Annotated in this window: 24 protein-coding genes; 4 read left to right on the forward strand and 20 right to left on the reverse strand. The window is 37.1% G+C overall.

What is annotated here, in order from left to right; translation table 11 throughout:
- Window positions 1-37: 37 nt before the first annotated feature.
- The 11 genes from MKX67_RS19060 to MKX67_RS19110 all read right to left on the reverse strand — a co-directional run bounded on the left by MKX67_RS19060 (window position 38) and on the right by MKX67_RS19110 (window position 10,460).
- Window positions 38-361 carry a YuiB family protein gene (locus tag MKX67_RS19060; protein ID WP_224938003.1) on the reverse strand — a complete coding sequence of 108 codons (324 nt, stop codon included), beginning with the start codon at window positions 359-361 and terminating at the stop codon, window positions 38-40.
- Between the two features lie 202 nt (window positions 362-563).
- Window positions 564-1,988 carry an FAD-dependent oxidoreductase gene (locus MKX67_RS19065; protein WP_224938004.1) on the reverse strand — a complete coding sequence of 475 codons (1,425 nt, stop codon included), beginning with the start codon at window positions 1,986-1,988 and terminating at the stop codon, window positions 564-566.
- On the reverse strand, window positions 1,989-3,197 hold the full coding sequence (locus MKX67_RS19070; RefSeq protein ID WP_224938005.1) for a dihydrolipoamide acetyltransferase family protein: 1,209 nt from the start codon (window positions 3,195-3,197) through the stop codon (window positions 1,989-1,991).
- An 18-nt stretch (window positions 3,198-3,215) separates the two neighbouring features.
- Entirely contained in the window at window positions 3,216-4,232 is a 1,017-nt protein-coding gene (locus MKX67_RS19075) for an alpha-ketoacid dehydrogenase subunit beta (RefSeq protein ID WP_224938006.1), read from the reverse strand.
- Window positions 4,233-4,234: 2 nt separating this feature from the next.
- Entirely contained in the window at window positions 4,235-5,296 is a 1,062-nt protein-coding gene (gene pdhA / locus MKX67_RS19080; RefSeq protein WP_224938007.1) for a pyruvate dehydrogenase (acetyl-transferring) E1 component subunit alpha, read from the reverse strand.
- 14 nt (window positions 5,297-5,310) lie between these two features.
- Window positions 5,311-6,447: a Glu/Leu/Phe/Val dehydrogenase gene (locus MKX67_RS19085; protein ID WP_224938008.1), complete on the reverse strand. Its 1,137-nt coding sequence runs from the start codon at window positions 6,445-6,447 to the stop codon at window positions 5,311-5,313.
- A gap of 12 nt (window positions 6,448-6,459) precedes the next feature.
- Window positions 6,460-6,855, reverse strand: a complete 396-nt coding sequence (locus MKX67_RS19090) for a thioesterase (RefSeq protein WP_289434473.1) — start codon at window positions 6,853-6,855, stop codon at window positions 6,460-6,462.
- 698 nt (window positions 6,856-7,553) lie between these two features.
- Entirely contained in the window at window positions 7,554-8,210 is a 657-nt protein-coding gene (locus MKX67_RS19095; RefSeq protein WP_224938010.1) for a GntR family transcriptional regulator, read from the reverse strand.
- A gap of 185 nt (window positions 8,211-8,395) precedes the next feature.
- Entirely contained in the window at window positions 8,396-8,518 is a 123-nt protein-coding gene (locus tag MKX67_RS19100) for a YuiA family protein (protein WP_224938011.1), read from the reverse strand.
- A gap of 164 nt (window positions 8,519-8,682) precedes the next feature.
- Window positions 8,683-9,171 (reverse strand): NUDIX hydrolase, encoded by a 489-nt coding sequence (locus tag MKX67_RS19105; RefSeq protein ID WP_342488593.1) that lies wholly within the window; start codon window positions 9,169-9,171, stop codon window positions 8,683-8,685.
- Between the two features lie 74 nt (window positions 9,172-9,245).
- Complete coding sequence (locus MKX67_RS19110) at window positions 9,246-10,460, reverse strand: NAD(P)/FAD-dependent oxidoreductase (RefSeq protein ID WP_251163656.1); 1,215 nt, start codon at window positions 10,458-10,460, stop codon at window positions 9,246-9,248.
- 431 nt (window positions 10,461-10,891) lie between these two features.
- On the opposite strand from MKX67_RS19110, the gene MKX67_RS19115 reads away from it, so the two are divergent.
- Window positions 10,892-11,881, forward strand: a complete 990-nt coding sequence (locus tag MKX67_RS19115; protein WP_218971962.1) for an NAD(P)/FAD-dependent oxidoreductase — start codon at window positions 10,892-10,894, stop codon at window positions 11,879-11,881.
- A gap of 184 nt (window positions 11,882-12,065) precedes the next feature.
- On the opposite strand, the gene MKX67_RS19120 is transcribed toward MKX67_RS19115, so the two are convergent.
- Window positions 12,066-12,428 carry an iron-sulfur cluster assembly accessory protein gene (locus tag MKX67_RS19120; protein WP_191817221.1) on the reverse strand — a complete coding sequence of 121 codons (363 nt, stop codon included), beginning with the start codon at window positions 12,426-12,428 and terminating at the stop codon, window positions 12,066-12,068.
- A 122-nt stretch (window positions 12,429-12,550) separates the two neighbouring features.
- Complete coding sequence (locus MKX67_RS19125; RefSeq protein ID WP_224938063.1) at window positions 12,551-12,781, reverse strand: DUF1450 domain-containing protein; 231 nt, start codon at window positions 12,779-12,781, stop codon at window positions 12,551-12,553.
- Between the two features lie 262 nt (window positions 12,782-13,043).
- On the opposite strand from MKX67_RS19125, the gene MKX67_RS19130 reads away from it, so the two are divergent.
- Window positions 13,044-14,111, forward strand: a complete 1,068-nt coding sequence (locus MKX67_RS19130; RefSeq protein WP_095372031.1) for an NAD(P)/FAD-dependent oxidoreductase — start codon at window positions 13,044-13,046, stop codon at window positions 14,109-14,111.
- 514 nt (window positions 14,112-14,625) lie between these two features.
- On the opposite strand, the gene MKX67_RS19135 is transcribed toward MKX67_RS19130, so the two are convergent.
- The 3 genes from MKX67_RS19135 to MKX67_RS19145 all read right to left on the reverse strand — a co-directional run bounded on the left by MKX67_RS19135 (window position 14,626) and on the right by MKX67_RS19145 (window position 16,249).
- A complete protein-coding gene (locus MKX67_RS19135) occupies window positions 14,626-15,246 on the reverse strand; it encodes a VanZ family protein (protein ID WP_224938065.1) in 621 nt (206 codons plus the stop codon).
- 55 nt (window positions 15,247-15,301) lie between these two features.
- The gene (locus tag MKX67_RS19140; RefSeq protein ID WP_224938066.1) at window positions 15,302-15,523 is read right to left on the reverse strand and encodes a hypothetical protein; all 222 of its coding nucleotides are present in this window, start codon (window positions 15,521-15,523) and stop codon (window positions 15,302-15,304) included.
- 117 nt (window positions 15,524-15,640) lie between these two features.
- A complete protein-coding gene (locus MKX67_RS19145) occupies window positions 15,641-16,249 on the reverse strand; it encodes a hypothetical protein (protein ID WP_342488595.1) in 609 nt (202 codons plus the stop codon).
- A gap of 356 nt (window positions 16,250-16,605) precedes the next feature.
- On the opposite strand from MKX67_RS19145, the gene MKX67_RS19150 reads away from it, so the two are divergent.
- Window positions 16,606-18,132: an AbgT family transporter gene (locus MKX67_RS19150; protein WP_224938068.1), complete on the forward strand. Its 1,527-nt coding sequence runs from the start codon at window positions 16,606-16,608 to the stop codon at window positions 18,130-18,132.
- A gap of 68 nt (window positions 18,133-18,200) precedes the next feature.
- On the opposite strand, the gene MKX67_RS19155 is transcribed toward MKX67_RS19150, so the two are convergent.
- Entirely contained in the window at window positions 18,201-18,524 is a 324-nt protein-coding gene (locus MKX67_RS19155; RefSeq protein WP_095372025.1) for a YuzD family protein, read from the reverse strand.
- 154 nt (window positions 18,525-18,678) lie between these two features.
- Between MKX67_RS19155 and MKX67_RS19160 the strand changes: the two genes are divergently transcribed.
- Entirely contained in the window at window positions 18,679-18,918 is a 240-nt protein-coding gene (locus MKX67_RS19160) for a NifU family protein (RefSeq protein ID WP_095372024.1), read from the forward strand.
- 25 nt (window positions 18,919-18,943) lie between these two features.
- Here MKX67_RS19160 and thrB read toward each other — a convergent pair whose 3' ends face one another.
- Genes thrB through MKX67_RS19175 form a run of 3 tightly spaced genes read right to left on the reverse strand, consistent with a single transcriptional unit; the run spans window position 18,944 to window position 22,232 of the window.
- Window positions 18,944-19,876, reverse strand: a complete 933-nt coding sequence (gene thrB, locus MKX67_RS19165; RefSeq protein WP_224938069.1) for a homoserine kinase — start codon at window positions 19,874-19,876, stop codon at window positions 18,944-18,946.
- Window positions 19,873-20,937, reverse strand: coding sequence for a threonine synthase (gene thrC / locus MKX67_RS19170; RefSeq protein ID WP_342489293.1), 1,065 nt, complete (start codon window positions 20,935-20,937; stop codon window positions 19,873-19,875). The genes thrB and thrC overlap by 4 nt, the downstream gene beginning before the upstream one ends.
- Complete coding sequence (locus MKX67_RS19175) at window positions 20,937-22,232, reverse strand: homoserine dehydrogenase (protein WP_224938070.1); 1,296 nt, start codon at window positions 22,230-22,232, stop codon at window positions 20,937-20,939. Before MKX67_RS19175 ends, thrC begins: the two co-directional genes overlap by 1 nt.
- Window positions 22,233-22,412 lie beyond the last annotated feature (180 nt).

Below are 22,412 nucleotides of genomic sequence, written 5' to 3' on the forward strand. Positions count from 1 at the left end.
TATATATATAGTAGAGTTTTCTTTCCCTATGTATAGATTAAAACATACGATATCCTCTTTTGCGGAGCATGTTAATGACTATGCCAGCAACAATGGCACCAACAAAGCCACTGCTCAAGATGAGAATATCAGCTAATTGGAGACTCGTGATTTCCGTCCAAAGACTAGAAAAGGCAGCACGAGTGTCATTAAAGTATTCAATGAGTCGAACCTTATCAATAATCCTAATAACGACAATTGGATAAACAATTGCCATGATCCATGACATTCTTAAAAGCATATTTAATATAAAACCAATTCCGAAAAACAAAACAAAAAAGAGTAACATAGAAATCGGCAATACGAAAATGGTCATTTGCATTCAGCTTGTCCTCCCTTGCACATCAATACTAAGTTTACTGAAACTTCTCTCTATGCGTCAACATGTTCTTACAATAGAAATGACAAAAAATAAAGATTTTTCTACTTAAAAGTTAAATTTCTACCTTTAAATCGCATTGAAAATGTAAAAAAGCTAGAAGTGCCCATCGAATACGCACGCCTAGCTTCATTATGATTACTGTTCACACCTTAACAGATTTTTTCTCATTCGGTTTCATATGAATCGCACGGTTATTCAAGCCCTCAATTGCTTCTAAAATGGTTTCGTTAAAACTCGGGTGAGGGTACAGTGGGAAATTTAAGTCTTCGTCACGACCAACGAGTTCCATGGCTGTGACTGCTGTACTAATTAATTCAATAGCTGAAGAACCAATGGCATGAAAGCCGAGTAGCACATCATTATCTGCATCTTTAATAATTTTCATGATGCCACTTTTTTCACTAGTCACCATCGCATAGCCATTGCCGCTATAATTGAATTGACTAACAGCAATGTTTAACCCTTTTTCTTTTGCTTCTTGTTCTGTCATGCCCACTGTTGCAAGAGGTGGTATTGTATGGGCAACTGCTGGCATTAAGCTTAAATCCACTTCACTATTCAAGCCAGCTATCCTCTCAGCGACCACTTTTCCTTCTTTAATTGACTTAACAGCCGATTGCCCGCCACCCGTGACATCACCAATAGCGTATATTGTCGGTATATTTGTTTGTAATTGCTGGTTTACTTTAATAAAACCATCAGTTGTACATTCCACACCTATTCTTTGTAAATCGAGGGTCTTGATATTCCCATGATGCGTTCCTTCCATAAATACATGACTACCTTCACATGTGATCTCCTGGTCTGATTTAGATAACTTCAGCTGCAAGAGAGTATGACTTTCTTTTATATCTATTAATTGATAATCACGGTATACTTTGATTTTTTGCTTCTTTAATAATCGCTGTAACTCCCTATTAATACTTTCATCAAATGAGAAATTTTCTTTATTTAAAATGAGGGTCACATCTGCACCAAGTTGACGATAAGTAAAGGCCGCTTCTAATGCAATATAACTATGACCATAAATGATAAGATGAGGAGGAATCTCCGTTAACCGATAAAGTTCAGCTTCTGTTAGGATTTTGGCAGAGCGATACTCTGTTGGTATTTCAGCAGTGCTTCCGGTCGCTATAATGACTTTCTCAAAATCATATAAATCAAAATGATGAGACATTTCAATACCTAAACGCTTTTGATTTATAAATTGAGCCTTGCCACGAATTAACTCAATTTGGTTTGCTTTACAAAGTTCTTCTACCCCTTTACGTAACCGTTCAATTGTCATATTCTTATAATCATTTAACGATTCAATAGCAAAAGTAGGTTCATCAATAGCAATACCAAAAGAAGCATAATACCCTAGCGCTTCTAACTTCTTTGCAGCTTGCGCGTAAACCTTTGAGGGTATACAACCTGAGTTCAGGCAAACACCGCCCAATTCATTCTGTTCAACTAAAGTTACCTTCAACCCTAATTGCGCTGCTCGAATCGCCGCGTTGTATCCTCCAGGACCGCCTCCAATAATGATTAAATCCCGCTTTTCAGCGAATTCGCCTACAACCATTTAAATCAGCTCCACTAATAGTTTTGTTGGTTGTTCAATTAATTCAATGAAACGGTTAGAAAAAGCAATTGATTGCGCACCATCTATGACGCGGTGATCAAAAGAGATAGAAATATTCATGATAGAACGTATAACGATTTCATTTTCAGCATTTACTACCGGCTTTTTCTTCACTGCATGGAAGGTAATAATACTTGTTTCAGGATGATTGATAATTGGCGTTGCCCCTGTACCGCGGCCAAGAGGGCCAACATTATTAACTGTAAAAGTTCCACCCTTCATATCATTAGGAGTTAGCTTACCTTCTTGTGCTTTTTTCGTTAACGATTTCATCTCCTCATGGATCGCTCGGACTGACTTTTGATTAGCTTGGTGAATGACCGGTACCATTAAACCTTCTTTTCCATGTGTCGCCACCCCTATATGATAATCCTTTAACAACCGAATGACACCTGCTTCTTCATCTAATCTTGCATTAAATAATGGGTGTTCTTTTAAGCAGATAACAACTGCTTTCAAGAAAAATGCGGCTGGAGAGAGGCGATCCCCTAAATCCTTTAATTCATTTCGCGCTTCTAATAATTGGGTGACATCGACCTCATCATAATGCGTAACATGAGGAATTGTAAGTAGAGAATGACTCATTCGTTGAGCGATGACTTTTCTAATTCCTGTAAAAGGAATAGTCTCCTCTAATTTTGTTGTTTCTACTTGTGGCTCTGTTCTCTCTTTTTTCGTTTCTTTCGCACGATATCCTTCCACAAATTGATACACATCATCATCCATTACTCTTCCTGCTGGTCCTGTACCAACAATTCTTTCTATATCTATATTTAGATCTCTTGCAATTTTTCTTGTATAAGGTGCTGCAAGTATACGTTGATAGCGATTCCCATTCGCTTCAGGAGGAACTTCTTTTTCCATACGCGGTGGAACGGTTTCCATCACCACTTCTTCTCTCTTTGCAAGGCTCTGTCCATTATCAATTGTCATAATCACCGTTCCAACCGTAACGACTTCTCCTGTTTGAAAAGGAATGGAGGTGATGACACCAGCTGAGGGAGCAGGGATTTCAGCCACCATTTTATCAGTTTGTAGTTCAACCAATGGCTGATCTATCTCCACTGTATCTCCTTCTTTGACAAAGTAATGGATAATCTCTCCTTCTGTCATTCCTTCACCTATATCGCTAAATTTCACATCAGTCATATCATCTCACCCTCCCCTCTAAAATGTATAAGCTTTACGAATAGCTGTCTCTACTCGTTCTGTTGATGGTAAATAATCATTCTCCAAAGAAAATAATGGCACAGGTACATCAAAGCCAGTCACTTTCTCCACCGGTGCTTTCAAATATAGAAAAGAAGTATCATTTATAATAGAAATAATTTCGCTACCTAACCCGCCTGTCTCATGCCCTTCATGAACTATGACAACTCTCCCTGTTTTTTGTACAGAATCAGCAATCAAGTCACGGTCTAGTGGATAAAGGCTTCTTAGATCAATTACATCACAGGAAATACCGTCTTTTTTCATTTGTTCACTAACTTTCATGACTAAGGGAATCATTGCACCCCAAGCAAAAATGGTGACATCATTGCCTTCTTGCACACGAGTGCCTTTGCCTATTTCAATTCGATAATCGCCCGTAGGCACTTCTTCTCTACTTCCACGGTATAGACGCATCGGTTCTAAAAAAAGGACGGGATCTGGGTCATCTACTGCTGCTAACAATAAACCTTTTGCATCATAAGCGTTAGATGGGCACACGACTTTTATTCCTGGCAAATGTGTAAATAATGCTTCGACACTTTCCGAATGGATTTCTGGTGAGCGGACTCCTGCACCGTATGGAGCGCGAATCACCATGGGAATATGATATTGACCGAGTGTACGCATACGCATTCTTGTCACATGAGTCGCAATTTGTTCAAATGCTGGATAGATAAAACCGAGAAATTGAATTTCGACGACTGGTTTTAATCCCGCTAACGCCATCCCTACGGCTGTTCCGACGAACCCTGCTTCACTTAGTGGTGTATCGATGACTCTTTTTTCACCAAAAGTCTCCTGTAAACCATCTGTTGCTCTAAACACACCCCCATTGCGTCCAACGTCTTCACCCATAATAATCGTGTTTTGATCACTGTCTAGCATCGTCTTTAATCCATCCGTGATCGCTTGGATCATCGTCAACGACTGACTTGTTGCTTTCGTTTTTATTATTTCATTTGACATGACCATGATTATCGATTCCCCCCAATCAAGCCTAATTGTTCTTTTTGCCTTGATATCGTCCAAGTAGGTTCTCTAAAGACATGATCAAACATGTCATCTGTGTTAGCAGCAGGTGCATTTTCCATTTTCTCTACAGCTGCTTCTATCTCCTTACGTATATCAGATTGAATACTCTCTACCCACTCTTCACTCCAAAATCCGCGAAATTGTAAATGCTTTTTCAACCGAAGAAGAGGATCCTTCGCCTCTTTTTGACGATTGATTTCTTCTTGATCACGATATTTCGAAGGGTCATCTGCTGTTGTATGTGCCCCAAAACGAATAACAACTGCTTCAATAAGCGTTGGTCCCTGCCCTTTTCGCGCCCGTTCTAAAGCTTCTTTCACTGCATAATGGACAGCAAAAACATCCATACCATCTACCCGCACGCCCGGTATCCCATAAGCAACAGCTTTCTGTGCAATCGTTTCGGAATTCATCTGTTTTTCAATAGGTAACGAAATAGCGTAACCATTATTTTGATTAAAGAAAACGACTGGTGCCTTAAATACACTTGCTATATTTAATCCCTCGTGAAAATCACCTTCAGAAGTAGCACCATCTCCAAAATAAGCAATGGCAGCGTTGTCAGTTCCTTTATAAACCTCCGCAATTGCAGCGCCTGTAGCATGTGGTAAATGGGTAGCAATTGGTATGGAAGCTGGCATAATTCGCTTTTCTTTTGATGGTAAACAACCTTCAATTCTACCATTCCAATGAAGGAGCATCCGATCTAAATCTGCACCAAATGTGAGAGAGGCACCGTGATCACGATAAGTAGGAAACATCCAATCATTTTCTGACAACGCCAGTGCGCTTCCTACTTGTGCTCCTTCGTGCCCTGGAAAAGGCACATACGTACCAATTCTCCCTTGCCGCTGTAACGCAACCCCCTTCTGGTCATAGGTGCGTATACGCAACATGTGGTAATAAAATTCCTTTACTTTTTCCTCATTGAATTCTTCTTCATATGACTTGTTAACCCATTCCCCGTTCTCATCGATCATTTGATATAGTGGATAACTTTCCATAGTAACGCCTCCCATCATTTAAAATCCCATTTAGGTCTTACATTCCGAGAGAAAAAGTTGCTTCTATGTTGCTGTTCTTTCATCTGTCTTTGTAGACGATCTTGGGCGGCTTCTACTGTGTTCTTTCCAGTTGTAGCAGATTCTCGATATAATTGTAGTAAAGTATGATAAATCGTTCTTGTTTTCTGCAATACTCGCTCTTTACTTGGTCCATATAATTCATCTGCAACTTGAATGAGCCCCCCAGCATTCACAATATAATCAGGAGCGTATAGGATACCCTTATCATGTAAAAGAGCGGCGTCAGAAGAATGTGCCAGTTGGTTATTAGCAGATCCGACAATGGCATGGACTCTTAATTCGCTGATGGTTCTTTCGTTTAACACTCCACCCATTGCACATGGAATGAAAATATCGGCCGATACGCGGTAAATTTCTAGATGATCAACTACTTGCACATTACCTCTTAACGTTTCTGCCTTTTCTACAAGTTCTGCTATTGCCTCTTGATTAATATCTGTAACAAACACATTACCACCAGCTTCAAGCAGTGTTTCTGCAATCTTCATCCCAACTTTGCCTAATCCTTGAATACTGTATGTGCGTCCTTCCAAAAGGTCTGTACCATGTAAATATTGATTAGTTGCCTGTATAGCATAAACAACCCCTTGAGCAGTAGGGATGGACGAATCTCCTCCACCTCCATATGCTTCAGGTATCCCATTAATGAATCGCGTTTCTTTTGAAGCATGGACAAAGTCCTCCATCGTTGTCCCCATATCTGTCCCTGTATAAAATCTACCATTCAATGAATCTACAAATTGACCAAAAGCACGAAATAAGGCAGGTGATTTATCCTTTTTCGGATCACCAATAATGACTGCCTTTCCTCCTCCAAAATCAACATCTGCTGCTGCACATTTTGCGGTCATTCCTTCAGCTAAACGTAAAGCGTCTTCTAAGGCGGCATCCATATTTTCATAAGGGTACATCCGCGTTCCACCAAGAGCTGGACCTAATGTGGTATTATGAATGGCTATAATTGCTCGTAAACCTGTACTCGGGTCATTACAAAAGACTACTTGTTCATGATTAGCCATCTTCTTAAAAATATCGTTTCCTACTTCTTGAGACTGATTAAGCTTTTCCATCCTTGCTCCCCCTTAATTGTTGGTAGCTAAAACTTTCTTCGCAATTACTTCTTTCGGAAGAACCGCTTGTTTGACTTCTCCTCTACCAATTAGTCCAAGTTCATTCATCACAATAACCTCCGTTACTAAAGAACGTTCAGTAATTGTCGTAACGGTCGCAGTTAAAGTCACTTTAGAATTTCCCCCAGATGGAGCAACATGTTGCATGTGGACAGCTGCCCCCATTCCCTCTTCATGATCCTCAAGAAACGGAAGAAGGATTTTTCTAGAAACCCACTCCATGTGATACACCATGGATGCAGTTGAATAGACGGGATGAACAACTTCTCCGTCGAACTGCGCAAACATATCCTTTGTGACATTAATTGTCATTACTTCTGATAGACCAATATGTAATCCATCCTTCATTGCTACACACCACCCTTCTTGTATGCGCTTTCATTGTAGTAACAAAAGAAAATTACCCCATGTTAAATTTTTTCGCCGCACCACACTTCTGAATTTTCTTTATATTTCGGATATTACAACATTTACTATTTTTAGTCAACGGAAAACAGTTAACCAACATACCTCTTCATTTATTATTCGCCTTGTTTGACTTGAAAGAGCGAAATGAAATGAAGCTGCAATATTTCTACCTCATACATAGTTTATGTGAAAAAAGGCTGAAAAAGACATACTCACTTTGTGCATTTAAACAAGTAAGGATAACGCAACAACAGGAAAAAGAAGAAGTAGAAAACTTGATCACCTTCAGTTATAGAGGAGGTATATAAGGTTTGCTGCCAGAACAAATATCAGTCAGCTCGAATGCGGGGATGAATTTAGCTATAGGTGGGATCATATGTACACTATTTTTATGAATGAATAACCTAACTCAGTTAGTAAAAGGGATGGGAAATTACCATTGAATTCTCTATAATGGCACTTCCCTTATAAGATGTATATGGTCGTCACTACAAGAGCACACCATACGGGAAACTTTATGAATCAAGTAAACAAGCTGACTTGTCTCACCAGTGTTACAATCAAACCTTTAAACGGGAATCTCTCATAATAATTAAACAAAGCTACTCTATGTAGGCTCTACTTAGAGTAGCTGATCTTTATTTAGAAACGCTTTTATCAATATGCATAAGGACGCCATCAAGTCCTTTTTTTATATGCTGTCTGATATATTCTTGTGCTCCTTTTTCATCACCGCTAAATAATAAGTCTATAATTCTTTCATGTTCTTCTACTAATGTAGGATAGAAGTTTTCCTTTACCATATTACTACGCATATAATGAATCTTTGCCCGAATCATTTCTAATAGCTCTGTTAGCTGTTTATTCTTTGAGGCATAAATAATAATATCATGAAAGGCTTGGTCGAGCTTACCGAGTTCAATTATATCTTTCTTTTCATTTGCCTGATAACTAGCTACTAAATTCTTCTGTAACTTTTCTTTCTCATTCTCTGATATATTATGAATAGCTAAGCTGATCGCAAGAGCTTCTAGACTTTCTCTACATTGGAAAAGATCCACTACATCTTGAACCGTCGGTGTATAAACCTTTACATAGCCATCATTATATACAAGAAGACCATCTTGAATAAGCATTCGAATCGCTTCTCTAACGGGTCCTCTACTTATGCCTAATTTACTTGCCGCTTTTGCTTCTACAATTCTCTCAGAAGGTTGATAAACCCCTTCAAGAATTTCGCTCTTAATTATATGATATGCCTGTTGATGCAGAGACTCAGGTTTAACGATACGCATAAATTGCAACCTCCATTACAAACTTCGCCAATTAATAAACTTTATTATAGCAGAATTTTATTTAAAAATTTTGATATTTGATAGCATGTGAGATAATTCTGCTGTATTTCAACAAAATTAAAAGCGCTCTAAAACTTAGAGCGCTATCATTACATCTTATTCATTTGCTTTATTCATTTGCTGAATTATTTTTCATGTTTACCAGAACCACCGCAACAAGCACATGTTTCCGATCCTCCAAGGATCAGTTGGAAATACCCTTGACCTGCACAATAGATACAAACTTTAGATTCATTTTTTACTGCCATGTTGTTCATCTCCCTTGGAATAATTGAATTTTCTGATAATAACTAAATAATACAGAAAAATATCAAAAATGGAAAGGTTCAAAAAACAGTAAAAACCCTTTATGTAAACGCATACAAGCATTATTATCTTTCTTATGCTTTAAATTATGCAATATATCACGAGGTTACAAAAATAATTTATAAGCAGTGTATCCAAATTGATCTCCGGGATTAATGTCATCAATTAATGTTTTGTTGTTATGATTGAGGTTCTCCCATATATACTGAATCATGACTGAAGTTGGTTGATGATGAATAAGTTCCAGTGGATCCATAAATTGGACATCATCTAATTCTTTGTCTTCTATTACAATTGCCTGATTTGTATCAGCTTCCAAAAGAAAAATGACCATATTATTGCTAATTTCCCTTTTAATCACACCCGTACGAAGACCTATCATCTCTTTCACACGACAAGATAGCCCAGTTTCTTCCTTCACTTCTCTAATAATTGCCTCATCTGCTGTTTCATCTTGCTCTACAAAACCGGCAGGTAATGACCATTTTCCTTTTAAACCACCGTATTTCTTGTTTACAACTAACCATTCATTCTTTTCATTGATTAAAAGACCACTAACCCCAAGCCATACTTTACCTCTATCGGCTTTTCCCATTTTATCTCTCCTTAGATGAATTAATCTATAAAAAAAAGAGCAAACATATCGTTTGCCCTCTTATATTTAACACATTAAAGAACGTTGAATTTACCTTTTTTCGCAACTAATGAAGCGCCACCGATCATTAATAATGCACGGTTATCAACCATCTTCTTCATAAATGAAGCCTTTTTACCAACCACTTTTTTACCAAATACAACACCAATCGCATCATCTTCACCTAAAGAACATACTGTACCTTTGTTATCAAAAGTAAATGTCCCTAGTTCTTTATTTTGAATAAGTGCAGCAATATTTTTTGCAACTAATTCACCTTGTTGCATAGCAATTTGTGCAGTTGGCGGATAAGGGCGATTAATTTCTTCATTAATTACTAATGAACTATCACCAATAACAAAGATATTGTCATGTCCAGGTGCTCTTAAGTTCTCATCCACTTTTATACGTCCACGCATGGCTTCGAATCCTGATTTTTCAATAATGGCATTCCCACGAATACCAGCAGCCCAGATTACAGTACCTGCTTTAATTTCTTCTACATCATCTTCGCCTTTAGCTACGATAATACCATCTGGTGTACCTTCTTTAATCGCTGTGCCAATACGGAATTGAACACCTTTCTTCTCAAGATGAGCAACAGCATATTCAACTAATTCAGGATCAAATCCTGGTAATACCATTGGAGCTGCCTCAACACATACAATTTTCACCTTTTCAAAAGGTACATCATATTCTTTGCATAATTCAGGAATACGGTTACCTAATTCACCAAGGAACTCGATACCTGTGAAACCAGCACCACCAACAACGATTGATAGGCGCGTATCATCTTTTACTTCTTCTGTATTATAAGTAGCAAATTGATACTCGATATGCTCACGAATTTGGCGTGCAGAATTGATATTAGAGATAGAGAAAGCGTATTCTTTCAATCCTTTAATACCAAATGTTTCAGATTCTCCACCTAGTGCAACTACTAGATAATCATATTCAAGCTCACCTTTTTCAAGTAGAACTTTCTTCTCATCTGTTTTAATTTCAACAGCAGTGCCTTTTACAAACTCAACTTTACCGTTGTCAATTACCTTACTTATATCATAACGTACACGGTCGTGATGTAATGTACCCGCAGATGCTTCATGTAACCAAGTTGTTTCATAATGGTAATCATTTTTATTCACAAGAATAATTTCAGCATCATTTGCTCCGATTTGTTTCTGCAAACGAGTTGCAGTCATTAATCCACCGTAACCTGCACCTAAAATAACGATTTTTGGCTTTTTCAAGTGTATCACTTCCACCTTTAATATATTTTATAGTACTTCTTATCTCCTATTTTTCATAAAATAAAAGATTGTGATATTCTTCACTAATACGGACAAAAAAATGTTCGAAAAATGTCACAAAAAATTAATAAATATATCTTCTATTACATAGTATTCCTTTTCTATCTTATTTTCAAGCTAAATTGACACTTTAAGAATTTTAAGATTTTTTAATTTGATAATGATTATCAATACTATAAAATCAACATTGGTACCGCTTTCACATTTTACCTTTCTAAAGGAAATTTAACCGTATTTTTCTAGTCAACGCTGATTTTTAAAAGATTATTTGATGGTACATCTTTTCCTCATGCAACACCAAATGATACAGAATAGTCTAATATTATGGTAAACTAATTAAAATACCATAAATATACTTAGGGGGAATCACTTTGACTGAACAGAAGATTTACGACATCACGATTATCGGCGGGGGTCCAACTGGGCTATTCACCGCTTTTTACGGTGGGATGAGACAAGCATCTGTTAACATTATTGAAAGCTTACCTCAACTAGGTGGACAGCTTTCTGCCCTTTATCCAGAAAAATATATCTACGATGTTGCAGGATTTCCGAAAATCCGCGCACAAGAGTTAATAGATAATCTTGTTGAACAGATGGACAAATTTGATCCGACTATATCTTTAGAACAATCTGTACAAACATTGGAAAAACTAGCAGATGGTACATTGAAAATTACGACAGATAAAGATGTCCACTTTTCAAAATCTGTCATTATTACTGCAGGTAACGGCGCATTCCAACCCCGTCGTTTAGAATTGGAAAGTGCGAAAGAATACGAAGGAAAAAACCTTCATTATTTTATTAACGACCTCAATCATTTTGCCGGAAAAAGAGTCGTTATATTTGGTGGAGGCGATTCAGCAGTGGACTGGGCTTTAATGCTTGAACCTATCGCAGAAAAAGTTACAATCGTTCACCGCAGAGATAAATTCCGTGCACATGAACATAGTGTAGAAAACCTTGAAAACTCTAAAGTTGATATCAAAACACCATATATTCCAGCTGAATTAGTCGGTGATGAAAGCGGTGTAAGCCAAGTAATCCTTGAAAAAGTAGGCGAAGAAGAGAAAGAAGTTATCGATGTCGATGCAGTTATTGTTAACTATGGTTTTGTCTCTTCATTAGGTCCAATTAAAGAATGGGGCTTTGACATTCAGAAGAACTCTATCGTTGTAAACCAAAAAATGGAAACAAATATTGAAGGTGTTTATGCTGCTGGAGATATTTGTACTTACGATGGAAAAGTAAAATTAATTGCATGTGGGTTTGGTGAAGCACCAGTCGCAGTTAGTCACGCTAAAACATATATTGACCCTAAAGCAAGAGTACAACCTAAACATAGTACTTCAATGTTTTAAAAGAAGCCCGGATGATTCCGGGTTTTTTTATACCATTAAACCGGAGGAAGTTTTGACCATTTCCACATGCTAATACCTACCAATCACACTTCTTGTGGATTAAAAATTAACTTACTGACTTCAAATAATCATGCAAAGTAAAAAAAGACCTTCCCTTTATAAAGGAAAGATCTCTTCACTAAGATTAGCACTCTTCTGGCGTACCAACCTTTGTTGCGGTTCTAAAAGAAGATCCACAGCCGCAATTGGCAATCGCATTTGGGTTGTCGATAGTGAAACCGCCACCCATCATGGATTCTTTATAGTCTATTTTTGTCCCTTGTAGAATCGGTGCATCTTCTTTACTTACAACGATTTCAAGGCCATGTAATTCAAAAGGAATGTCGTCTTCTTCTACTTCTTGAGCAAAGCCCATTCCGTAAGATAATCCGCTACAGCCACCGCCCTTTACTGCTACACGTAATTTGGCGTTCTCTTCTTCATTTTGTTTCATCATTTCTTTAATGTGAAGGGCTGCCGCTTCTGTAATCTCAACAACTTGATTCATCATAATCCCTCCAAGTTTATATTATAGGCTTAGTATATACTTCTTTACAGTGTTTCACAAATTTACTGCCTTCATTAACGTACCTATACCTTATTATATGGCAACAAAAGAGTAAAGGAACATTATTCTTCATCTAAATGTTGATAAATGTTATAAACCAATTCCTCCGCATTTTCCCCATGAATGATGTCATTGTCAACTAAAGCGAATAATAAATGCCGGCACTTTCCACAATATCCTAAACAGCCATATTCAATGACATCTAAATCATAATCTTTTTTTAACTTTGCAAAGGCATGGTGAGAACCATTGGCCATATTTGTTATACAAAATTCTACAACAATCTTCCTCATAATATTAACTCCTTATTCGCTTCCTTTTCCTTCTTTTGAAGAAACTATAAATATCAGAATATTTTTACTCCGTCTTATCTGCATAAGTTTCCTTTTGTTTTCTGTTGTGATTTAGAGATAATTTCGTTATACTTTTTATGGGATTATGCAATATGGATGGTTATATTTATTTTTTTAAGATAATTTGGACACTTATGTTTTTTCCATTGTATCAGATTATCTTCTTGTATGAGAACGGACAAAATAAAGGGGATATCAGCAAATGAAAAATCTTGTTATTCTTGGGGGAGGATACGGCGGAATGCGAGTGCTTGCTCGTCTTTTACCGAATCAACTGCCGGATGATGTTTCGATTACTCTCGTCGACCGGGTACCTTATCATTGTTTAAAAACAGAATACTATGCACTTGCCGCTGGAACGATTTCCGATCAACATGTACGTGTTGCTTTTCCAGAACACCCTCGCTTGAACATTCAATATGGAGATATTACAAAAATTGACACAAAAGAAAAGATGGTCCATTTAAACGATCAACAGCCCATTTCATATGACGATCTTATTGTTGGGCTTGGTTGTGAAGATAAATACCATAATGTTCCTGGGGCAGATGTATATACTCACAGTATTCAATCTATTGCCAAGTCACGAAAAACATATGAAACGCTGAATAATTTGCCAGCGGGTGCCATTGTTTCGATTGTTGGTGCTGGTCTCAGTGGTATCGAGTTAGCATCTGAACTAAATGAAAGCAGACCTGATTTAACGGTCAAGTTGTTTGATCGGGGGAATCGCATCTTATCTGCCTTCCCAGAGAGACTAAGTAAATATGTACAAAACTGGTTTAACTCTCGAAGCGTACAAGTCATTAACAACTCTAATATCACTAAAGTCGAAGAAGGCGCTCTATACAATCATGATGAGCGGATTGAAAGTGATGTCGTTGTATGGACTGCAGGTATTCAGCCGACACATGTTGTACGTGCGATGGATGTTGAAAAAGACAAACAGGGTAGAGTCGTATTAACCAAGTATCACAATATCCCTGATGACGAGCATGTATATGTAGTAGGTGACTGCGCAAGCCTTCCTCATGCACCAAGTGCGCAACTAGCTGAAGGACAAGCAGAACAAATTGTACAAGTCCTTTTAAAACGTTGGAAAAATGAAGAACTACCCGAAACCCTTCCTGTGATAAAACTAAAAGGAATCATGGGTTCACTAGGTAAAAAACATGGCTTTGGTTTAGTTGCCGAACGTCCAATTACAGGACGAGTAGCACGTCTTATTAAATCAGGCATTCTTTGGATGTATAAATATCATAACGGTTAATCAAACTCTTGATTATCTACAGTTTTATAATTTATTGATTTAAGAGGGTTTTTCAATCCTTTTAAATACAGAAGTACAATTTCTTTTAAGAGATTGTACTTTTTTGTTGGGTTTTTGTTGGGTTTTTATATCCCACTACCAATCTCCTTCAAAACTTTCAACAGCACCGGCATAATTTGTATAAGCACATATCCAAGTGCACCATGTAAGTGTCTCGAATACCACAGTGGAAGAATTATGGGGAGAAAGTGTTGAAGGAGGCAAAAATTAAGACAGCTATTTTACGAGGCGATCTTATTTACCTTTAATGTTCTTGGTCTCCCCCGGCTTACATAGCCATTCTCGTCCATTTTATTTAGGTTTTCGCTTATAGTTGAGGAAGATGCAATACCAACCATAGTTCCTATCTCTCTAAATGAGGGTGGATAATGATTTATTGCAACGTATTTTCCAATGTTTCTAACACTTCTTTGTCTAGAGGTTAAATCCCAGAAAAAACCTAAAAAGATCAACTTTAAACAGTGTCCTTAAATTTAAATGATTCGTTTTTTGAAACTTTATTAATATACAACAGAAATGGAGACAACTTCTCATTCTTAGGTATGTATTTTTCAATAATCCAAAGTATCATTTTAGAAAATAAAAGAAATGCAATATAACCTATTATAACTCCAAAAAGATTGGCTAAAACATCATTAATATCTATAATTCTATAAGCATATCCAATAATAAAAGAAATAATAAGTTGAGCTGTTTCTATTAATAACGTAAATAATAAACCACAACCAACGATTGTTTTAAAGTTCATTTTCCTCTTTACATAAGGTAACCCAAAACCAAATGGCACAGTCAAAAGAATGTTTAATAATGTTTGTTCTATGTATTGATAATTAAAGGGTATAAGATTTATATTACTCGCTATAGTGGTAGTTTCTTTCATTTCCTCTGCAAATGATGTTCCAACTATTATAGGAAAAAGCGTAAATTTAACAACATTTATAATGTAAAAAAAGAAAATTGAAAAGAAAAAAAGGTACATTTTAGATTTATTAAGTCTAACCCTTAATGCAGCCAATATTGCTCCTAAAAAACCAAAACCTATTAAGTATGATAATAAGTCAAAATCTATTAACATATGACTCTCCTTATAAAATAGAGAGCAATAAAAATATATTACTCTCCATCAATTATTAATAGGTACTTTTAAATGTACCTGATCCCATTAAATCCCAATAATCATCCGCCGTCCTACTGAAATATAGATAATATTGTTCTGTGGGTTGACCACTAGCTGATATAATGATTGATTTCTCGATACCTAATGTTTTAGATGGTGTAGCAAAAAAACCAGCAACACGAGTATCCGGACCGGCGCAATTGTAGTCTGATCGTCCACCTTCAACCCATTTCACCAATAATAACTGCACAAATTGAATTTTGGCGTACATCTATTCCAATTTTATCCGGAGATAGCTCGGCAAAAGTTACATAATTCCCTCTGAAATCATCGTTATTTTACTTATAAGTTTTTAAATCAATTTTTCTATACAGGTGACCAATGCTTTTGGTGGATAAGATTCAAGCATGCGACTATATCCGATAGCTACTTGATCACCACTAACAATCCCCTCTAGAAGAAGCGGTGACTCTATATGTAATAATACAATTTGGTATTTTGCTTGTAATTCATCCATATCTAAATGGATGTCTTTGGCATGGAAATTTCCATCTTCTATTAAAATTTTTTCTTCTATATAAATATGTCCTACCAGTTCACTCTTTTTTTCACAAGATGATGTATACAGTTCCATAGCTTTTACAGCGATTTGAGGAATTTTTGTTTGAGATATCTCACTATAGCTTACTTTCACTTTATCGCCGTTCTTTATACCCCCTGGAAGCTGAGATGCTTTATATGATAGATAGTAGATAATGTCGTACTTTTCTTTTAAATGATTTACATCAAGATGAAGGTCTGCCTGTTGAAAATCTTCATCACCAATTAACATATGCTTATCTAATAGAAGATACCCTATTTGTGATCTTTCTCCATATTCAGAAGAAGCGGAGGACAAATGCATATAAACGAAAGAATTCAATCCCATAAGCAACAAAAACATGACAATAAAACCTTTCATTCCGTTTCTCCTTTTTTACTTTTTTTCTATCACTTTTAAAAATTAGACTCATTTAGCTTTCAAAAGTTTCAACCAATAAGGGTCATTTCATAAAATATCCTTTTATCAATAGGTATTCTCTTCAGGACAAGATTAAGTATCACCACAGTATTCTCCTGCTATAATGGTTGTTTTTTTACATAAAAACCAAATTCTTTTATAATGATATGAATTTTTACAAAAATAACAGTTTTCTTACTTTTTTACTTTCTATTTTCTTATATAGACTTGCCCTTTATAATGGCAAAGAAGCGCTTACAAAATAGTTAGGTTATATTCAAAATATTTCCTAAATAGAAAGAAGGGAGAAAATATAAATGAAGAAAAAGAGAAAAGGTTACTTGCAGCGTTCATTAGATAGTGTTGAAACAATTGGTAACAAATTGCCTCATCCCGTCACTTTATTCGCAATATTGTCATTAATTGTTTTGCTATTATCTGCTGGTCTATCACAACTAGGAATTAGTGTAGAGCATCCGGGCGAAGAAGGAAAAATGGTTGAAATTACTAACCTTTTAAGTGCAGAAGGTATCCAATATATATTTTCTAGTATGACAGATAACTTTATTGGGTTTGCCCCTCTGGGTGTCGTTTTAGTGACGATGTTAGGAATAGGTATTGCTGAGCGCTCGGGACTCATTAGTGCCTTATTACGTGGGTTTGTCTTATCAGTACCTAAGAGATTTATTACACTAGGATTAGTATTCGCAGGAATCATGTCTAGTGTCGCTTCCGATGCAGGGTATGTTGTATTACCGCCACTTGGTGCACTTCTTTTTGCAGCAGTAGGTAGACATCCATTGGCAGGATTAGCTGCAGCCTTTGCCGGGGTATCAGGAGGATTTAGTGCAAACCTTTTACTTTCAGGTACAGATGCATTATTAGGGGAGCTAACCATTGCAGGTGCTGCAATTATAGATCCTGTCTATGCAGAAGGTATGAGCATTGCCATGAATTATTGGTTCATTATTGTTTCTGTGTTTTTATTGACAGTTATAGGAGCATGGGTAACAGAAAAAATTGTTGAGCCACGACTTGGGGAATATAAAGGCGACTACAGGGAAAAAGTTGAAAAGTTAACAGCTATCGAAAAGAAGGGGTTAATCTGGTCAAGTGTTTCAATTGTAGTAGGAGTTATTTTAGCAGCATTACTCGTTTTACCAGAAGGCGCTCCAATGCGTGGTACTGGTGACCAACCAATTATCTCCTCTCCATTCATGAGTTCTTTAGTACCAATCATTGCGATTCTTTTCTTTATTCCAGGTTTAGTATATGGCATGGTTACTAGAGAAATTAAAAATGACAAAGATGTGGCAAATCAACTCTCTGATACAATGGCGTCAATGGGAATGTTTATTGTACTAGCTTTTACAGCGGGACAATTTGTCGCTTACTTTAATGAATCTAATATAGGATTAGTTCTAGGGGTTTATGGTGCTGAATTCTTACAAAACATTAACCTCACAGGCATTCCATTAATTATCGTCTTTATTCTTATTGCTGCATTTATTAACATATTTATCGGCAGTGCTTCTGCAAAGTGGGCAATGATGGCTCCGGTATTTGTTCCAATTATGATGCAATTAGGTTATTCACCTGAACTTACTCAGATGGCCTATAGAATTGCAGATTCATCAACAAATATCATTTCTCCGTTGATGACGTATTTTGCCATTATTATTGCTTTTGCACAGAAATATGATAAAAAGATGGGAATTGGTACGCTTGTATCAACAATGATTCCTTATTCAATGTTCTTCTTAGTCGGATGGACACTTATGTTGATTGTGTGGATGTTACTTGGTATAGAGCTTGGACCAGGTGCACCGATTATGTATGAATAAATGCTTTTTTAACAAAAAATGCAACCTCTATCTCATTCATCTGAGGTCAGAGGTTGCATTTTTTTCACTTACACCGCTGTAAATCCGTATTTCTCCATCTCCGCATAAATCACTTTCAACCTAGGATTACCTTCTCCAACAATTTGATCTTTGATTTTAACTACGGGATAAAACATATCTTCTTCAATTACACGAGAGGCGAAAGCTTTTTTTTCTTCATCTAATGGTGGGTTGAATATATCGACATATGATACTTTAAATTTTTGGTTTTCAAACTTTCTTGCCAGTGCCGCTTCAAGCCATTCGTATGTCTCTTTAGATGACGGTAAATTCACACAGCTTGCACATAGAACATCTGCTCCATATACAATAATCTCTAATTGGTCAGCCATGAAATGCTTCCCCCTTTTTCAATAAAAAAAATAATTTCACTCTTCATTCTATTTTACAATATAGTATAATAAGAGACATAAGTAAATGTTTCCTTATCATAGATTTTTATGGTTATCTTGATTATAATATAGATATGAAAGGAGTCGATTTTAAATGGCAGAACAAGCAGAAATGACAGGTCAAGTCCAAGAAGTACTAGATAAATTAAGACCGTTCCTTCTTCGTGATGGAGGAGATTGTGAATTAGTAGATGTAGAAGACGGGATTGTAAAATTACGTCTTTTAGGCGCATGTGGTAGTTGCCCAAGTTCTACAATTACTCTTAAAGCAGGTATTGAACGTGCTCTTTTAGAAGAAGTTCCTGGTGTTGTGGAAGTAGAACAAGTTTTCTAATGCCTACTTAATTAAAAAAGCGATGTCACATGACATCGCTTTTTATTTTTGAACTATTTTCTTTATAAATACGACTACCGATTAAATCCATTTGCAATGGAACTACTTTCATTCCATGCAAACCTGCACTCAAGAGCGTTGCCAGTTTTTGTCCTTCCCCATCACGTGCTAAGCATAATATAGTCGGTCCTGCGCCACTTAGTGCTACACCAAGTGCTCCATTCGCCATTGCAACTTTTTCTACTCCTTCAAGCTCTGGTACAATTTCTTTACGATAAGGTTGATGATAAAGATCTTTCATCATCATTTTACCTGCTTGTTCATAATCCCCACTAATAAGTGAAGCAATAAATACATTGCCAATTGCCCCTGCGTGAACAGCATGTTTATAAGAAAGTTCCGTTGGCAATACTTGGCGCGATTTCTTCGTTAATAATTCAGATGTTGGGATACAAACGACAAAATCAACTTGAAGGTGGTATAGTGATAAAGCGTCTACACCATCATCTGCTTGACTACCGATTAGCAATCCTCCAAGTAGGGAAGCACCGACATTATCGGGATGTCCTTCTAATTCAGTTGCCCATTCGAGCTTTTGTTGTTTTGTTAATCGTAAATCACATAATGTATCAGCAAGTTCGATTCCAGCCACAATCGCTGCCGCACTTGAACCTAACCCTCTAGCAATGGGGATATCACTGCTCACCGTTAATCGACAAGGTGGGCAATCCTGATTGTATTTCTTCGCTGTTTGCATAGCCACTTGAATAATGTAATTCTGCTCATCTGTTGGAAATGTCATCAATCCTTCTGAAAGAGGAATGACTTCCCATTGATCATGGGTTGTTACCTCAAGTCGCAAATACAAATTGAGGGCCAAACCAATGGAATCAAACCCTGGCCCTAAATTTGCTGTACTAGCAGGTACTTCAATGACTAGCACTTCACCTGCCATCATACGTGGACAACTCCCTTTATATGCGCTGCCACAGCTTGCTCATCATTTGGCAATTTCACAGGTTGAACAGGACTCGCATCAATCGCCGTATTCGGATCTTTCAATCCATTTCCAGTTAAAACTGCTACTACTTTTGTTTGATGCTTAATTTCTCCATTACGTAATTGCTTATATACACCTGCAAGAGAGGCACATGATGCCGGTTCAGCAAAAATCCCCTCTGATGAAGCTAATTTTCTATACATACAAAGAATCTCTTCGTCACTGACTTCATCAATTTTCCCTTGCGATTCTTTCGCTGCATTCACAGCTAAATCCCAGCTTGCTGGATTACCGATACGGATAGCTGTAGCAACTGTTTCAGGGTTTTCAAAAACACGATTATGAACAATAGCTGCTGCACCCTCTGCTTCAAATCCATGCATTTTTGGTAGGCCTGTTTGTTTAGCTTGATGATATTCTTTAAACCCTTTCCAGTAAGCGCTAATATTGCCCGCGTTTCCAACTGGTAAGGTAAGAATATCTGGCGCCATCCCACCTAACTGATCACAAATTTCAAATGCTGCTGTTTTTTGTCCCTCAAGACGATAAGGGTTTACAGAGTTTACCAATGTAACGGCTTCTGTTTCACTAATTTTTCTAACCATTGATAAAGCTTGATCAAAATTCCCTTCAATTGAAACCACTTCTGCCCCGTACATGACTGCCTGTGCTAATTTTCCCATAGCGATTTTTCCTTCAGGAATCACGACAATACATCTTAGACCAGATCTCGCTGCATAGGCTGCTGCTGCTGCTGAAGTATTACCTGTAGATGCACAAATAATTGCTTCACTTCCAGCTTCTTTCGCTTTAGCTACAGCCATAACCATACCGCGGTCTTTAAATGAACCTGTTGGGTTTGCTCCTTCTGTTTTCACATATAAATCAATTCCCCAATCTCTTGAAAGGTTATCTAACCGAATTAAAGGAGTGTTGCCTTCATTTAGTGTAAGCATCGGAGTATTTTCAGTTATTGGTAAAAATTCTTTATATGATTGTAATAAGCCTTCCCATCTCATCATTTGGCTCCTCCTTCTACACGATACGAACTTTTAATCTCTTTTACTGCCTCTAAGTCTCTTAAATGAAGCATAATATTTTCATAGTCTTCTAACGATGCTTGGTGTGTAACCACTACAATTTCAGCTAGTTCTTTCTCTTTGACAGGTACTTGTAGAATCTTCTCGAAACTCACACCTCTTTGCGAGAAAATATTTGTGATATTAGCGAAAACACCGACTTCATCACTTACATGTAAGCGCAGGAAGTATTTGGCGAAAATTTCATTATCGTTTTTTAATTTCTTCTCAAACTGTGGAACTGCCGCACTTCTTCCATTAACTCCTAATCTCATATTCTTCATGACTGCAACCAAGTCTGAAACAACAGCTGTTGCTGTAGGTAAGCTTCCCGCTCCTGGACCATAAAACATTGTTTCACCCACTGCCTCACCATACACATATACGGCGTTATATTCATCTTGCACACCCGCAAGTGGATGGGTTTCTGCTAACATCGTCGGTTGTACACTCACTTCTACTTTTTCGCCTTCTCGGTGAGCGATCCCAATTAATTTCATTGAATAGCCGAGTTGCTTCGCATATTGTAAATCTTCTTCCGTGATTTCCGTAATCCCGTTAACCTTCACATCATCTAAATCAATATTCATAGAGAAGCCTAATGTTGATAGAATGGCCATTTTTCTAGCTGCATCTAATCCTTCTACATCAGCAGTAGGGTCACTTTCTGCATAACCAAGTGCTTGTGCCTCTTTTAGAACCTCTTCGTAAGCACTGCCCTCTTTACTCATTTTTGTCAAAATAAAGTTTGTCGTGCCGTTCACAATGCCCATCATTTTCGTAATGCGGTCAGATGCTAAACCATCTACTAGCCCTCTTAAAATAGGAATACCACCAGCTACACTTGCTTCATAAAATAAGTCACATTGATTTTCCGAAGCAGATTGTAATAATTCCGGCCCATAAACCGCCATTAAATCCTTATTAGCTGTCACAATATGCTTATGATGATTGATTGCTTCTTGGAGATAATCCTTCGTTTTCTCCAGTCCACCCATCACTTCGATGACTACATCTATATTATCGTTCTTTAAGATATCATCAGGGTTCGCTGTAAGTAGCTCTGGGTTTATTTCTACCTCTCGCTTTTTATCTAACTCTCTCACCAGAATTTTACTCACCTTTACTGGGCATCCAATTTGATGCATAAGCTTATCCTGGTTTCTTTCAATGATTTTTACTACACCTGAACCTACTGTGCCCAAACCTAATAAACCGATCGAGATTGCTTCCATTTCCGTTCCCCCTCAGATTGTTCTTATAGAAAGTACATTTGTATTTGTATAGTAGACATTATAGACCTGTTTCTTGTCTTTGACAATAGGAGAAAGTAGTTTTTTCTATTTTTCTATTAACGCTTTATCTTATAAATTTATAGCATCCGACTCTTGAAAATAAAAAAAGACATTTTCATA

The sequence above is a fragment of the Cytobacillus sp. FSL W7-1323 genome (assembly GCF_038595015.1).
GTDB lineage: Bacteria > Bacillota > Bacilli > Bacillales > Cytobacillaceae > Cytobacillus > Cytobacillus kochii.